Raw genomic sequence first — 15,429 nt, 5'->3', positions numbered from 1 at the left:
GCCCTGATCGTGATCAGGGCCTTGTTTCTAGAAATCGACAGCAGATAGACAGATATTACACCGCGATCTCGCCACCATCTTCACGACGAATCACCACCGTAGACGCGCGCGGACGAACCGTGGTTCCAGCAGGCGTTTCCTCGGCAGCATCATCACTGTATGGCCAGTTGCCTGGGTGTTGGATGTTCACAAACAAAGACTTGTGATCTGGACTGATAGTAAACCCAGTGACTTCACAGCCATTTGGTCCCACAAAGAAGCGTTTGAGTTGCGCTTGGTTATCGGCACTAATTACCGCTGGGTTTCCATCTTCGTCAGTCAAAGTCGAAGGTACAACCGCGAGCATTTGGTCGTTGGTGTACGAAGTGACTTCATCGGCACCATTATCAGTTTGAATCCAGAGAATACCTCGTGAATCAAATGATAAACCATCAGGGCTCGCAAACTGGTTAAGCTCAGTTAAACTTGAACGGTTGGTATCTGCGTCACCATTTGCAGGCGCACCAAAGACGAAGATATCCCAAGTAAATTCCGTTGATGTTTCACCTTCATCCCAACGAATCACGTGACCAAACTTGTTGTTTAAGCGTGGGTTTGCCGCGTTTGTATCTGAAGTACGCTTTGTATTGTTGGTCAATGTCAGGTATACCGTGCCAGTAAACGGATCTACGGTACACCACTCTGGGCGGTCCATTGGTGTTGCACCAACAAGGTCAGCAGCGCCAGCGGTGTTAATGATGATAGCAGCCAATGAATCAAAATGATCCGCAAGTGTCCCACCGTTTGTCGTTACGCTATCCAACGTCAGTGGCAACCAAGTGCCTGAGCCATCTTCGTTGAAGTGCGCCACGTATAGTGTGCCTTCATCCATGTACTTGTCACCTGTCGCAAGGCGGTTACTTGGATTCGCATCCGCTGGATCCCATGCTGCTGCAGATTCAAACTTGTACAAGTACTCAAAGCGAGAGTCGTGACCAGAGTAGAATACCACTGGCTTGCCCTCTTCCAATTTACCGTACGCACAACCTTCGTGACGGAAGCGGCCAAGCGCTGTACGTTTTTTCGCACGCGAGTTTTGTGTATAAGGATCGATTTCAACGATGTAGCCGTGGCCATTCGCTTCGTTACGGTAATCATCCGTTGCTGATGCGCCAGTTGGGGCGACATTAAAGCGAGTGAATTCCTCCAAACGCTCTTCAGCGTTACCTGCTAAGGTATCCCAACCATAACGGGTGCCTTGAGCATCAACACCAATACGATCTTGATCTTCCGTGCGCGTCCCTGCATTAACAAAATAGCCCGGCCAGTTTTCTTCACAGGTTAAGTAAGTCCCCCAAGGTGAATATCCATTACCGCAGTTGTTCAATGTACCACGCGCTTGGCTTCCGTCTGGTGAGAAACGTGTCGCGGTTAATGCGGTATGCGCGACTGGACCAGATAAGTCCATGACCGTTGCGCCCGTATAACGGCGGTTAAGCGGGTCAGCATCAACCAGCTTCCATTGATTATTCTCGAGCTGAATGCGCACAACAGAAACACCATGTGCGTTAATCTCTTTACGCACTTCATCAACGATAGTGCGAACACCATTTTCCACCGTAGGACCATTTGGATGCAATGCTCCTTGGTCGATGTATTCATGGTTAATACATAGCAAACCATCGGTTGTGCTGTCATTTAATGGGAAGAAGTGCATGCCGTCGTGGTGCATTCCTAGCGCGTTTAACTGATCATTTCCCGTATTTGTACCGTCACTCTTCCATGCGCCACCTTGAGCATTTAACGGGGTGCCCCAAGGTACCAATACTTGAGCCTGATAGCCTGAAGGAATAGAAACCGCGTCAGTTAACGAACCTGGAATTGAATCAAAATTCAGTACGGCTCTTGAAGCACTTGCACCTTTCGCTGTTGATGAGCCTGAGCTTGATGAGTTACAACCTGCTAATCCAAAGGCACCGAATGCCGTCATTGCACTGATACCTAAACCACCTTTAAGAATGCTGCGTCGAGATAGGCTCGCTTCTAATACATCTTCAAAAGGTTTGTTGTTGCTCTGGTTATAACGCGTCGCGTCAAAGGTTTCCTTACTCATGGTTTTACTTTCCTAATGTTAAATTTAGTTTTTAATCATTTATTTTATGAATAATGACTTTTATAAATAATTGAGCGAGGAGAATTTTGGCGAAAAAATATGACAGAAATGATCGACAACAATGAAAGTTATATTGCTCAAATATTACATCGCCGCTTGTGAGTCTCGAGAGCGTTAGCGGTTAATTAAAACTTATTCGAACAAATAATCATCACATGTGCATGTTCATTAGGATTTTACTTGGGTTGTGGTTGCATTAAATGTATAAGGGGCAGCAAACCTACCTACTCAAAGAGATAATCATGAAATTAGATAGAATTGAAAATAAAAGTCGCCGTATTCGCAAGAAACTGTTTCTGGGAGAATTCGCTATTTTAGGATTTGAGGTGAGTTGTGAAACCGACATCACTGACTTTGACCGTTATGATGTATTCGTTGATGAGTTTGTCGACTACATTGACGGTTTGGGCTTATGCTTCGGCGGTGGTGGACTAGAGCTGTTTGAAGGCTTTCTATGCTCAACAGAGCGCTACGGTAGCGCCACAGAAGAGCAAAAAGCTCAAGTCGTTGCTTGGCTACAAGCTCGCCCTGAAGTGAAAAGCGCACAAGCAAGTGACTTAGTTGACGCAAACTATCTATGAGTGCAAACAACCCTATAGCGTAAGCAGTATTTGGCACGGCACCCTTAGTTGAGAGTTAGAGGGCAATAGCGCTAAATAAGCTTACCGGTGAATTACAGAGAAAACATTTGTAGATCAGTAGAGCGAATTAAAACACGACAATTGTTTTAATTCGAAAAACTGTTTAAAAAGTTGGGAACTGTATACGGGGACGTTCTTGAGCTGGCAGAACAAGGAAGTCGATCTCACTTTGCCAGCTCTGTGTCGTGCTTATAATTAACGAATTGCGCTAATTATTAACCACTGATTTTTTAACTAAGATTTTTAGAACTATGAATTTTACGGTTATGATTTTTTAGCTGGTGTGTCTTTCGTATCTTTCCAGTATTGGATACGAACACGATGTAACTGAGCTCTTCTCATTTTTTTCATAGTGATTCTCCCTCATTTTGTATAAGTAACGCTCTTGGTGAGCTTATTGTCTAAGGTTATTTTTCCTATTGAATCTACATAGGAATCAGTAATTTAACCATGATTTTTTTCACAGGACAGCGACAAAATAGACGCCTTTTGAGTCCTTGTTTCTATGCAAATGCACGAAAGATTGCGAGACACGATCAAACTACTCAACAGATATGACAGAAAAATGTCAATCAAGTTCCCGTCTGTCCCTGTCATTGAAACTTCATAAGAACTTACGAAGTGAAAGTAAACTATTACCACAATTACAATTCAAAAGTCTAGCGTTAAATGTAATTATTTTCTCATTCTTCACAACAGTATTTTTTCCGCAATTAAACTGTGATCCAAAGCAAACGTTTGCCAAACGTAAAACGCCATTGATGAATATATTCACTACTAAAGTTGTGCGAGATCTCTTACAAATAGTGTAAGCAAAAAGACCAGACGTGATTAAGAAGCAGGCTTGTTTTTATTTTAACTGACTGAAAATTAATAACTTAACACCAGAGACACAAACAGGGCTAAAAAATATTTTTCAGAGGGTAATTGAGCGAAATCGTCAAAGCATCAATACTGCAGTTGTCGACAGGATGTTGGCAGGAACAGGAAAAAGCCTAATGGATTAGGTATCTTCAGGACGAAGATTTGATGGCTTAGGATGAGCTATCAGCAAGGAAGTTACACGCTCTAGGATAGAGTTCGCCCGTCAGGATGACAGGCCAGAATGGACACCGCTAGGAAGGCGATGAACAGGGAAATCGGTTAAAGGAATTAGCCACAATCAAGGATAGATGCAGGGAGCACCTATAGTAGCCGGATTGCTGCGAAAAAGAATAGACCCCGTCTGGGAAACCAGGCGGGGTTTTATTTTAGCGAGAACACCTTTCGTCACGAATAGCCGCCGAGTATCGATAAAAGTTTTTTGTCGTTACGACGCGTATTTTTCTCTTTCTTCTCTTTATAAAACCACCTAAGGTTCGCACCTCTGACAAAGTGGTTACTCTGCTACTTTTCTATACCCACCATCCTCAAAAAATACTTGGGTATAAAGCATTTAAAGTAAGTAGATCCTGTCATATCAGGATCATCTGCCTACGACATTCTATACTTAAACTTAATGTTTTTTATTTTGGTACTGACTGACTAAGGAATTGCCATGCGTATTGCTATCCTCTCTCGTAATGAGAATTTGTATTCAACCATGCGCCTCAAAGAAGCAGGCGAAGAGCGCGGACATCAAATTGATGTGATTGATACGCTCCACTGCTACATGGACATTACGAGTAATAACCCCAAAATTCGTTATAAGGGTGAAGAGTTACCAGAGTACGACGCGGTCATTCCTCGTATTGGCGCATCAATTACATTTTACGGTGCAGCCGTAGTCCGTCAGTTTGAAATGATGGGTACATTTTGTGTCAACGAGTCTGTAGCAATCAGCCGCTCACGTGACAAACTTCGTTCGTTGCAGCTTTTGTCGCGTAAAGGCGTTGGCTTGCCACGTACAGGGTTTGCTCATCACCCAGACAACATCCAAGACGTTATCAAAAATGTAGGAGGGGCTCCTCTGGTAATCAAACTGCTTGAAGGAACACAAGGTATTGGCGTAGTACTGGCTGAAACGAATAAAGCGGCAGAAAGTGTCATTGAAGCGTTTATGGGGCTCAAAGCCAACATCATGGTGCAAGAGTTTATCGAAGAAGCAAAAGGGGCTGACATTCGTTGTTTCGTGGTCGGAAATAAAGTCATTGCAGCGATGAAGCGTCAAGCAAAAGAAGGGGAGTTCCGTTCTAACCTTCACCGCGGTGGCTCTGCGCAACTGGTAAGATTGAGCAAGGAAGAGCGTGCGACTGCAATCAACGCAGCCAAAGTTATGGGGCTGAATTTATGTGGTGTGGATATTCTTCAATCGAAAAATGGTCCTGTGGTCATGGAAGTCAATTCATCTCCAGGTCTTGAAGGAATCGAACTGGCAACGAAAAAAAATGTGGCCGGAATGATTTTCGATTTTATCGAAAAGAACGCGAAACCAAATGCAAACCGCACTCGTGGTAAAGGGTGATAACGCCTAAATAGTATGGGGACCATTCGTTGGTCTCCGCTAGGAAGACAAAAACATGAACAATAAAATAATCATTGGCAATGCGGAAGCGATTTGTTTGCCGGAGTTAGGCATTACTCACTTAGAAGCACGTATCGATACGGGCGCAAAAACGTCCTCACTGCATGTCGATAACATAGAGTGCTTTAAGAAAGATGGCCGTTTTTATGTCGAGTTCGATCTGCATCCGGATATTTACCATCTAGAGCAAATCGTACGCTGTACAGCGCCATTAAAAGCTAATCGCAAAGTAAAGTCCTCCAATGGCACGTTTGAGCATCGTTGCGTCATCACGACGATGATGCGTATGAAAGATCAGCAGTGGCCAATCGACATTACTCTAACCAACCGTGAGAACATGACCTACATGATGCTATTAGGGCGTCAGGCGATGTCAGACAAAGTATTGGTCGATCCTAGTCAGTCTCACTTACTGGCATCTTAACTCCAGGTGAGCGCAAAGTCGCTCATCTCCCCCAGTTCCCTAAACGCATCCCACGCCCATTTTGGATTAGTTTTACTAATCCAAATCATAGATTTTTATCTTGCTTAACGCTGCTTATTTCAATTGCTAATTATTGGGCCAAGAATTAATATCTCGCCCATACCACCCAGTATTTCTAGAAAAAAAATAGTACTCCATTCGGAGGACTCAGCTATTTTACGTCTTAAACTTTTGGAGATTTTCGTAAATGTCAGCTTCATTTCCATTAGTCAAACTTACTCTTTTAATTGCTCTATTAACAGCGGTGGGTCAAATGACTCAGACCATGTATGTCCCTTCCATTGGTCATATGGCAAATGAGTTTTTTGTTTCTGCTTCATCTTTGCAGGCTGTGATGGCGTGCTATTTGATCCCATACGGCTTATCGCAGTTCATCTATGGTCCATTGTCTGATCGTCTTGGCCGTAAACCGATCATTGTTTCCGGTCTGTTGATTTACCTTGCGGGTACGTTAGTGGCTTTATTTGCCCATCAATTTGAATGGTTCTTGGTTGGCAGCTTTATCCAGGGGCTTGGTATTGGTTGCGGTGGTGCAATGGCACGAACCTTAACCCGCGATTGTTTTGACGGTGCCGAACTCCATCGAGCTAACAGCTTGATTAGCATGTGTATACTGTTCTCACCATTGATGGCGCCACTTTTAGGCGGTTATTTAACTGAAGCATTTGGTTGGCGATCCAGCTACTTGTTCCTAGCATTATTCGGCGTGGCAGTTGTGATCACCATGATGACGAGCATGATGGAGACACTACCTAAAGAGAAACGCCATTATGAAGCCGTCACACAAAGCTACAAATACGTATTGTCTGACCGACGTTTCCAAGGCTTTTTGATCTGTCTCGTCGCGACGTTCGCTGGCGTTGGCGTCTTCGAGGCTGCAGCTGGTGTGCTCTTAGGTGGTGTCTTAGCTTTACCTGCGACCACGGTAAGCTTACTGTTTATTATACCGATCCCGGGATACTTAGTTGGCTCGGGGTTGTCGAGCTATATTGCACGACGCCGATCCATGCGCCGCGCGCTGAACGTCGGTTTGGTGGCCATTTTTATTGGTTCCGCGACGATATTAGTACCTGGCCTGTTCGGACTTACGACCGCTTTAACCTTAGTCGGCGGAGCCACGATCTATTTTTTAGGTGCGGGCATCTTGTTTCCTGCAGCAACAACGGGCGCAATTTCTCCATTCCCATGCCATGCGGGGACGGCGGGGGCAGCGCTCGGCGGGATGCAAAACTTAGGAGCGGGTGTAGCTACCCTCCTCGCCTCTCTATTCCCAGCGCATAATCAAATGCCTTTAGGGTTACTGATGATGGCGATGTCGTTCATTGCTATGCTGGGGCTTCGTTGGATCAATCGTAGGCCAGACCATACCAACGAGATACCACAAGTGATCTAGGTTTCACCGTAAATAACATCAGGGTATGCGAAAGTATGCCCTTTTTTTTGCCACCTCGTATATCCTGTTCTCATAACAAGTAATGTTGATTTCATATTCAGACTAATGCTTGCTACAAGTAATACCATTAATCACAGTAGTTCAGTCATCAGATATGAAGTGATCAGATATAAGGACTCACCGATGCGTTTCACTCTTACTATGTCAACCATATCATTAGTACTGGCCAGTGGATGCAGTCATCAAGGAAATTCGACCATGAATCATCAGTCTCAATTGCAAACTATTGCCCAACAAACGCTGGCTCCTGTGGCGAAAAAAATCCCCCACACTATGACCATACATGGAGACACTCGCATCGATAACTATTACTGGATGCGTGATGATGAGCGTAAAGATTCAGAAGTCTTGCAGCACCTCGAACAAGAAAACCAATACGCGGATACGGTGCTTAAACACACCGAAGCATTGCAAAAAGAGTTGTTTGAAGAAATTAAAAGCCGAATAGCTAAAGACGATAATTCCGTGCCCGTTCGTAAAGGAAGCTATTTCTATTCGAGTGAGGTTTCTGGCGACAACGAATACGAAGTTCATCTGCGCTCTAGGGATTTCGCTGGCACTGATAAGTCAGTCATCTTGGATGTAAATGCGCTTGCTAAGGGGCATGAGTTCTTCAATATTGGTGGGTTGTATGTCAGTCCTAACGAGAACTTGTTGGCGTACGGGGAAGATACGTTAAGTCGTCGTATTTACACCATAAAAGTTAAAGATTTAACCTCCGGAAACTATCTTAAAGATGAGATTGAAGGCGCATCGAGTGCCATCGCTTGGCAAAATGACAACCAAGCGTTTTACTACATTAAAAAAGATCCGCAAACCCTATTAGGTTATCAAGTTTATCGCCACACATTAGGCACTGCACAAAGTAAAGATGAACTGATTTATGAAGAGACGAATACCGCCTACTACACGCACATTAGTAAGAGTAAAGATGGCGAAGAAATCTATATTTGGCACTCCAGTACCGAAACCAGTGGTGTTTCCATTATTGATGCCAACGATCCTAAGTCGAAAGCAACACTGTTTTTGCCATTGAAAGAAGGCGTCGAATACAGCATTGCGAAATTAAACCACTGGTATTACATCTACACCAATGAACAAGCGGTGAACTTCCGACTGATGAAAGTGCGCAAGCAAGACATTCACGACCGTTCCAAGTGGCGAGATGTCATTCCTGCGGATGATGATGTTCAGCTCGTCGACTTCGAACTGTTCGATGATCATATAGTGTATGAACAACGCAGCAATGGCCTGTCAACGGTCACCGTGCGCGAACTATCTACGGGTAAGGAATTTCCACTGGAGTTTCATGACACGGCATTTGCCGCCTATCTAACGGGGAACTATGAGTTAGATAATAAGAAGGTCCGTCTCTACTACAGTAGCTTGACGACACCGGGAACCTACTTTGACTTTGACCTCAAGACGGGCAAAGCAGAAATTATGAAGCAAACGCCCGTACTTGGCGATTTTAGTGCTGATAACTATCAATCTGAACGAATCATGATCAAAGCACGCGACGGCAAGCAAATCCCCGTTTCTTTGGTTTATCGTAAAGACTTATTTAACAAAGATGGCACCAATCCAATTTATCAATATGGGTACGGTTCTTACGGTTCAACTATCGAGCCCACCTTTGGTTCAACTCGCTTAAGCTTGCTTGACCGTGGTTTCGTCTATGTCATTGCCCATATTCGTGGTTCGGAAATGCTAGGTCGCCCATGGTATGACGATGGTAAAAAGTTAACTAAACAAAACACTTTCAACGACTTTATTGACGTAACGGAAGGACTCGTCGAACAAGGTTACGGAGCCAAAGACAAAGTATTTACGGTTGGCGGTTCCGCTGGCGGACTTCTGATGGGGGCGGTGATTAACCAAGCACCTGAGTTGTATCGCGGTGTCGCCGCTCATGTCCCATTTGTGGATGTAGTGACCACGATGCTGGATGAATCTATTCCATTAACCACTAATGAGTATGATGAGTGGGGCAACCCGAACGACAAAGCTTACTACAACTATATGCTGAGCTACTCACCCTACGATAATGTCAAAGCCCAAGATTACCCCAACATGTTGGTGACGACAGGCCTACACGATTCACAGGTCCAATATTTTGAACCAATGAAGTTGGTGGCGAAATTACGTGAAATGAAGACGGATAACAATGTCCTCGTTTTCAAAACTGATATGGAAGCCGGCCACGGTGGCGCCTCTGGTCGCTTCAAACGAATAAAAGAAGACGCGTTGGAATATGCATTCTTTTTGGACTTACTTAATACGCAATAACATAATGATGAGGTTAGCCTTGTCCCTATAAAAAATACCCGCGATTTAGCGGGTATTTTTCTCCCTAGTAAGCGCACAGAGATTACAAACCCCAACGGGAAAGTGGGTGTTCACTATCAACACCTTGACTTCCCCAACGGTCAATCGCATCTATTTGCAATATGCGTTCAGCGCCAATCAGAGACGTGAGTAATTTTGAAGGTCGTTTATCGGTGACTAACCACAGCGTTTCATCTTGCTCAAACTGAGCTTTCAACGCACGCTGGTCGTGTTCCGTCCACTCAAATTCTGGCTTGAATTGACGGCCGACAACAAACAGCTGATTACCGGAAGCAAAGTCTTCTAAGGCTTCACTCATTAACACGACTGAATCAATCCCCTTATCAAAAATAATCGACTGCTGTTGGTTGATGAGCGTCCGTACATTCAACATGAGTCGTTGTTGATTGCGCTCAATCACTTGTGCATGTTGTGGGTATACTTTTTGTAGGTCGTCACCAACAATACCCGCCATTCGGATCAAGTTAGTTGGATTTAGCCAAGCGTATTTAGACCGGGTTCCGTTGCCTAACGTCAATGTTGCCACACCTTGAGCACGCGGTGAGAGCGCTTGTGACGCATCAATTTCTATTAAACGAATGTTTCCCTGCCGAGCGTAAATATAAGTCGGATCTTGCTCCCAGATCGCACTCAGGGTTATCGCTACCGTCGCTTCTTGCCCCGCGGTTTTAACCGTCGTGGCTCCTTTATCCGAAAACCAATTCACTAAACGCTCGATACCGTAACGCTTTGGCGGTAAGTAACGCGTTTCCACACTCGTACCTTTCATGAGCTGTTCTGCCAACATGTAGGTTACGGGTGTACTGGTAATGATATCTTTCGCGTTTGCTAACGATGCACATAAGGCCAGCGCCATTAAACTTATCGTCCGTATTTTTTTCTTCATAATTGCTGACTCAAAATTGATGACTTATAGAGGGTTATTTGGGTATATGCATAATTCGGTAAACCGTAGCGGTTAAGAAAAAGAGGGCAGAAACAATGATGATCGAAGCACCTGATGGTACTGGCAGCTGTAACTCCATAGGGAGAACGGTGCCAACCAAACACGCAACCGTCGCCAATAGCGATGAAAGCAAAACAAAACTACCCATACGCTCAGTCAGCAACCTAGCCGTTGCACCAGGAATTAATAACAGTGCCCCAACCAATACCGCGCCGATAATTTTTACCGCCGCGATGGTCACAAGCGTGATCATCATGACAAACAAGTAATCGTAGAATCCGGTATTAAACCCTCGTACCCGCGCAATGTCAGGGCTGATACAGGTCAGCAATATTCGATTGAAGGTTGGGATCAGCAGAAGCAATATAATCAGGCAACTGACCGCAAGTATGGTGATGTCTCTGTCGGTGACCGTCAAAATCGAGCCAAACAACACGTTTTCCAGCATGTGAATATTGATTTTACGCGCCACGTACATCAATAACGCAGCCCCCACCGCTAAGGCAAGAGCCAGAAAAACGCCCACTAACGTGTCATAAGGCACATTGGTTCTGTTGCGCACAAAATGCAGCAGCAGCGCGAAAATCATACAAAAGCTGAACAAACCAATGATGGGATTCTCAGGTGATTCACCGAGTAAGACACCTATCGCGATGCCCGTTAATGCCGCGTGCCCCACGGCCTCTGAGAAAAAGGCCAGTCGTTTCGCAATCACCAAGGTTCCAAGCCCACCGAGTAACGGTCCTAGTATGAATGCCGCAACAATCGCATTCACCATAAATGCGTATGAAAAACTGTCGCTCAACCAACCTGCTTCAACGCCATTGGTTGCTAGCGCACGTAGCCAATCCATCATGCGGCTTCAACCCCTCCGGTATAGTGCTTAAACAGCGACTCAATACGATCCGGTTGAAGTACCTGTGAATGATGACCAGAGTCGATAATTCGACGATTGACCACATGAACATGCGCATCCAATCGACGCACAGCCGTTACATCATGATGCACCGCCAGAACCGTTTTCCCTTCTCGAACCACATCACGAATGAGCCCTTCAAGATAGCGAACCCCTTGTTCATCCATCCCTGTTGCTGGCTCATCTAATACCAATAAACGCGGATCATCCAATAAGGCCTGAGCAAGCAGTACGCGTTGTTGCTCACCCCCAGAGAGTTGTCCCATACGACGGTCACAACGCGTCGCCATGCCAACTCGATCTAGTAGCGCCAACGCTTTTTGGCTCTGCTTGGTTTTACTTCGCCAAAACAACGGCACGCGAGTCTGATTAAGAAGGACAAAGTCCATTACGGTCAGTGGCAAGCTGGACTCAAACATGGCTTTTTGCGGCACATAGCCAATTTGGCTTGCGTTTAGTTGGTCACCGGCCCAATCCAAAGAAATACTTCCCTTAAATGGTGTTAAGCCTAAAACAGATCTCAGAACAGACGTCTTTCCTCCACCATTTGGCCCCATCACGACATGACACTTTCCCGCCTCAAACCGAGCAGTAATATCTTGTAAAATAACATGTTCACCGTAGCGTAAACTGACGCTGTTCAATATGATAGAGGGCCCCGTCATTAGGTAACCTCCTGAGAACGCTTACGCGCAACAAACTTCATGGCTTCAATCAATGTTTCTACATTTTCGCGCATCTCCAATTCGACCTTTTCGGCTTGGTAATCACCGTGAGTCATGTGCGAAAAACGGTAAAGTCGAACACCGGTCGCTTCTTCAATGGTGTCCACAAATCGGTTTGGCATATTGAGCTCATAAAACAACACGTCAATGCCGGACTCGCGGATCTTTTCGATCGTATCTTGCAACTGACTTGCGCTTGGCTCAACACCATGAGCGGGCTCAATGACGGCCGCAACATCCACACCAAATTCTTGCAGAATGTACCCGTAAGCATTGTGGGTCGTGGCAACTTTCATTCCTGCAGTGTCCAACTCGCCTAGAGAAATCATGGCATCGCGCTTCATCAAGCGGAACTTCTTGGCATATTGGCGGGCATTTTGGCGGTAAAAAGCCGCATTGTCGGGATCAACCTTACCCAGTTCGCTGGCGATGGTATAAACTTTTTGTACCGTCGTAGATAAACCAACAAAGGTATGTGGATTCACCGCCCCTTGCCCCACAGATTGACCCATTGCTGGCAATAAAGGGACATCTTTATTGGCTTCTATCACAACCAAATCTTCACGCTGAGATGCTTGAATGACTTTTAAAGCGAAATCATCGTGACCAATGCCATTCACAACGATGACATCCATTTCACTTAGGCGTTTGAGATCGTTTGGTTGTGGTAAGTAGTTATGCGGGTTAAAGCCTGCATCCACCAGCGGGAGAATGTCCGCCTTATCACCGACAACAGCTTCAACGTAGCTGTAATAAGGTTGAAGGGTAATACCGACACGGAGTTTGTCCGCTGCATAGCCAGAAGAGGAAACAACAAGCAAAGCAGCCACGGCAAACACGCGACGTAGAAGATACGAGGTTTTGTTAGTCAATATCATAAATGATCACTTAGTGGGCGTGAGAATGAGAAGTTGATTGAGTCGTGACTATCTGCCGCCAGCCATTACCTTGACGCTGAGTAAGGTCACTTACGTCCGATATGCTTAGCCCATCATCCAGATCAGAAAACCAGATGTCTGCCTCCGCATTATGACTGTCTAAAAGCACCGAACTGGCTCCTTGCTCATCGTGTTTAATACCTAAATAGACACCATCCTTTAGTCGTTGCCATTGGTGCGAGCCTTTCCGTTTCCAACCTTGATCTTTGACAAACGGAGCGATCCAAAGCGCTTCCAGCTGTTTAATTTCTGGCCAAACGCCTGATTCCAAGTACAGGTCCCTAATTTCTTCATGCGCGAGTTTGATATCAGCAATAAACGCGATCTGCTCTTGATTCAAATCAGACATATGTACTTGGTAAGGCTCTAGTTGAGTTTCATTGGTCGACACTTGATGATGAGGTAATAATGTGGCTGCAAACGCAAGAATCACAATGATCATTAACGCGACCCACTTGCCTTCTCGACTCCCATTGTCTGGATGAACGGTTTGGGTTGTCATTTCTCGTTGATCTCAACAACATCAACTTCAACTGGGCTTTCATGGCCAGCATCAAACACCAAATAGAAGTCCGTCTCAGGGTGGGAGAATGTGGCGATGGATCGCTTATCGGTGGTCTCTTTTGCAATCAAGTTATCGTCGTAGTCGAACATTTCTACTTCATAACTAACCGCCTTTGAACCATCAGAATAACCGGCCTCACAAACCACAGTATTCTGCTCGAAATAGCAACTCATAAGAGGAAAGTGAGCAAAAGCTTTTAAGGGGATAAATCCACTGCAAAGTATCGCGGTGGTTAAAAGGTTGGCTTTTTTTGAGAGAGAAATGTTGTTCATCGCAATTCCAAAGAGGCTCGTGTATCCGAGCCCTCTTGTTTATTAGTGAGGTTTATCCGTGATACGGGCTTATCAATTCAGTTGAGCTTCAAACGTCAAATGCACATTAGCGCTTGCTTTATCCGCTAAAGGATCACCCATTAAGTCCCCTTTGTAGTTCGCTTTCATAAGGTAGCGACCCGCCACCTCTGGCGTAAACGTCACTTCACCGTTGCTATTACTCACAACCTCAATCTGCTCTTGATGATTACGATACAAGGTACCTTCACGAGTAATTTCCGCAGTCACACCACTTTGAAGCTTTCCATTGAAGTAGAACTGGAAGGTCACAGGCTCGCCTTCAATAATGTCTGACGGGTGCGTCACGGGCTTCATCTCAAGAAACTTACCTTCAATCTCGGATGCTTTGTCCGTCGGCATGCCCACCGTGATGTAACTCTCCGCTCGTGTGTAGCTCAGCATTGTGACCACATCGCGTGCTTGTTCTGGTAGCAGTTCGGCACGTTCGACCTTATTCGCTGGCGACCACTTCACGGTATCGCGACGACCCGCTTTGTACTGCGTGAAGTATCTCGGTTGATTATTGATCGCAACTTTATGCGTTCCTTGTTCAGTAAAAAAGAAGTCGAACATAGAACGGCGTTTACCACGTACAACAAAATTAGGGCGCTCTTTTCTGCCATCCGGCATGATCACAAACGCCTGATCACTCCCTGCTGGCTTATCAAAAACAAATGTGCCATGAGAAGCGGTCACATCGAACGTCAGCCAATCCCCACCTTCTTTTGATACCGTAAAATGAGAAGGTAAAACCCAGCGTGGATGTGCTTGTACTGTTGTTGCAGCTAACCCCACAGCTAGCACACCGACTAACGTCGTGGCTTTCACTTTGTTTATCATTGTTGCGTCCTTTATCACTTCACTTGGTAGTTGACGGTGATAGCCCCCGTCTCTTGAGTTGGTTCGATCTCGTAGCGCATTTCGCTATCCGCTAACGTCATTTTTTGACGTAAATAGTTACGTCCGCCGTGCTCACGTACGACTTCGATATATAGGGTGTAATCCCCTTGGTCTATGCGAATCCCCTGATCGTTGGTGCCATCCCAAACAAATCGGTATTGACCAGCGGGGCGAGTGGCCGATGTCACCGCATCCACCAATTCACTATCGTAACGACCAACTTTGCGCCACCAACTGCGTAGATCCTTGAGCCATTCGTCTTTGCCAACCCATAACTCAATCGTTTTGATCGGTTTGCGCTTTTCATCTTCAACCCACACAGCAACATAAGGACGTGCATACATAGATGTGTCGATTTTAGGCAGTTCAAACTCAACATCGATTCTCGCATTATCCGGCAACGGTTCGGCCAGCAGTGACAACGGAGAGAGTGCTATCACCAAAGTAGCAGTACGTAAAAAACGACGACAAAAACAGTGGCCGGTAAGCAACATGTTTTTTTTGATCAACATGTTTTTTTGGATC

At 45.4% G+C, this 15,429-nt stretch carries 14 protein-coding genes; 5 read left to right on the top strand and 9 right to left on the bottom strand.

What is annotated here, in order from left to right; translation table 11 throughout:
- Positions 1-55 precede the first annotated feature (55 nt).
- On the bottom strand, positions 56-2,092 hold the full coding sequence (locus ONE56_RS14315; protein WP_423840887.1) for a PhoX family protein: 2,037 nt from the start codon (positions 2,090-2,092) through the stop codon (positions 56-58).
- A 302-nt stretch (positions 2,093-2,394) separates the two neighbouring features.
- Between ONE56_RS14315 and ONE56_RS14310 the strand changes: the two genes are divergently transcribed.
- From ONE56_RS14310 to ONE56_RS14290, 5 genes are all read left to right on the top strand, one after another.
- A complete protein-coding gene (locus ONE56_RS14310; protein WP_041156308.1) occupies positions 2,395-2,733 on the top strand; it encodes a YggL family protein in 339 nt (112 codons plus the stop codon).
- 1,597 nt (positions 2,734-4,330) lie between these two features.
- Positions 4,331-5,236, top strand: a complete 906-nt coding sequence (gene rimK / locus ONE56_RS14305; RefSeq protein WP_041156307.1) for a 30S ribosomal protein S6--L-glutamate ligase — start codon at positions 4,331-4,333, stop codon at positions 5,234-5,236.
- Between the two features lie 55 nt (positions 5,237-5,291).
- Positions 5,292-5,720: an ATP-dependent zinc protease gene (locus ONE56_RS14300; RefSeq protein ID WP_423840886.1), complete on the top strand. Its 429-nt coding sequence runs from the start codon at positions 5,292-5,294 to the stop codon at positions 5,718-5,720.
- 247 nt (positions 5,721-5,967) lie between these two features.
- Entirely contained in the window at positions 5,968-7,173 is a 1,206-nt protein-coding gene (emrD, locus tag ONE56_RS14295) for a multidrug efflux MFS transporter EmrD (protein WP_423840885.1), read from the top strand.
- Positions 7,174-7,356: 183 nt separating this feature from the next.
- Positions 7,357-9,522: a S9 family peptidase gene (locus ONE56_RS14290; protein ID WP_423840884.1), complete on the top strand. Its 2,166-nt coding sequence runs from the start codon at positions 7,357-7,359 to the stop codon at positions 9,520-9,522.
- A gap of 82 nt (positions 9,523-9,604) precedes the next feature.
- On the opposite strand, the gene ONE56_RS14285 is transcribed toward ONE56_RS14290, so the two are convergent.
- From ONE56_RS14285 to ONE56_RS14250, 8 genes are all read right to left on the bottom strand, one after another.
- Positions 9,605-10,468, bottom strand: coding sequence for an ABC transporter substrate-binding protein (locus tag ONE56_RS14285; RefSeq protein ID WP_423840883.1), 864 nt, complete (start codon positions 10,466-10,468; stop codon positions 9,605-9,607).
- Positions 10,469-10,502: 34 nt separating this feature from the next.
- A complete protein-coding gene (locus ONE56_RS14280) occupies positions 10,503-11,381 on the bottom strand; it encodes a metal ABC transporter permease (RefSeq protein ID WP_423841163.1) in 879 nt (292 codons plus the stop codon).
- On the bottom strand, positions 11,381-12,109 hold the full coding sequence (locus tag ONE56_RS14275; RefSeq protein ID WP_331438320.1) for a metal ABC transporter ATP-binding protein: 729 nt from the start codon (positions 12,107-12,109) through the stop codon (positions 11,381-11,383). Before ONE56_RS14275 ends, ONE56_RS14280 begins: the two co-directional genes overlap by 1 nt.
- Positions 12,109-13,047 (bottom strand): metal ABC transporter solute-binding protein, Zn/Mn family, encoded by a 939-nt coding sequence (locus ONE56_RS14270; RefSeq protein WP_041156303.1) that lies wholly within the window; start codon positions 13,045-13,047, stop codon positions 12,109-12,111. The genes ONE56_RS14275 and ONE56_RS14270 overlap by 1 nt, the downstream gene beginning before the upstream one ends.
- Before the next feature lie 10 nt (positions 13,048-13,057).
- The gene (locus ONE56_RS14265) at positions 13,058-13,609 is read right to left on the bottom strand and encodes a DUF6162 family protein (protein WP_423840882.1); all 552 of its coding nucleotides are present in this window, start codon (positions 13,607-13,609) and stop codon (positions 13,058-13,060) included.
- Complete coding sequence (locus ONE56_RS14260; RefSeq protein WP_331438323.1) at positions 13,606-13,944, bottom strand: hypothetical protein; 339 nt, start codon at positions 13,942-13,944, stop codon at positions 13,606-13,608. The genes ONE56_RS14265 and ONE56_RS14260 overlap by 4 nt, the downstream gene beginning before the upstream one ends.
- 72 nt (positions 13,945-14,016) lie before the next feature.
- The gene (locus tag ONE56_RS14255; RefSeq protein ID WP_423840881.1) at positions 14,017-14,844 is read right to left on the bottom strand and encodes a DUF4198 domain-containing protein; all 828 of its coding nucleotides are present in this window, start codon (positions 14,842-14,844) and stop codon (positions 14,017-14,019) included.
- Positions 14,845-14,858: 14 nt separating this feature from the next.
- Positions 14,859-15,398 (bottom strand): DUF2271 domain-containing protein, encoded by a 540-nt coding sequence (locus ONE56_RS14250; protein WP_423841162.1) that lies wholly within the window; start codon positions 15,396-15,398, stop codon positions 14,859-14,861.
- Between the last annotated feature and the right edge of the window lie 31 nt (positions 15,399-15,429).

It is taken from the genome of Vibrio mytili (assembly GCF_049563345.1).
Lineage (GTDB): Bacteria > Pseudomonadota > Gammaproteobacteria > Enterobacterales > Vibrionaceae > Vibrio > Vibrio mytili.
This window is presented reverse-complemented; position numbering and strand designations above follow the sequence as displayed.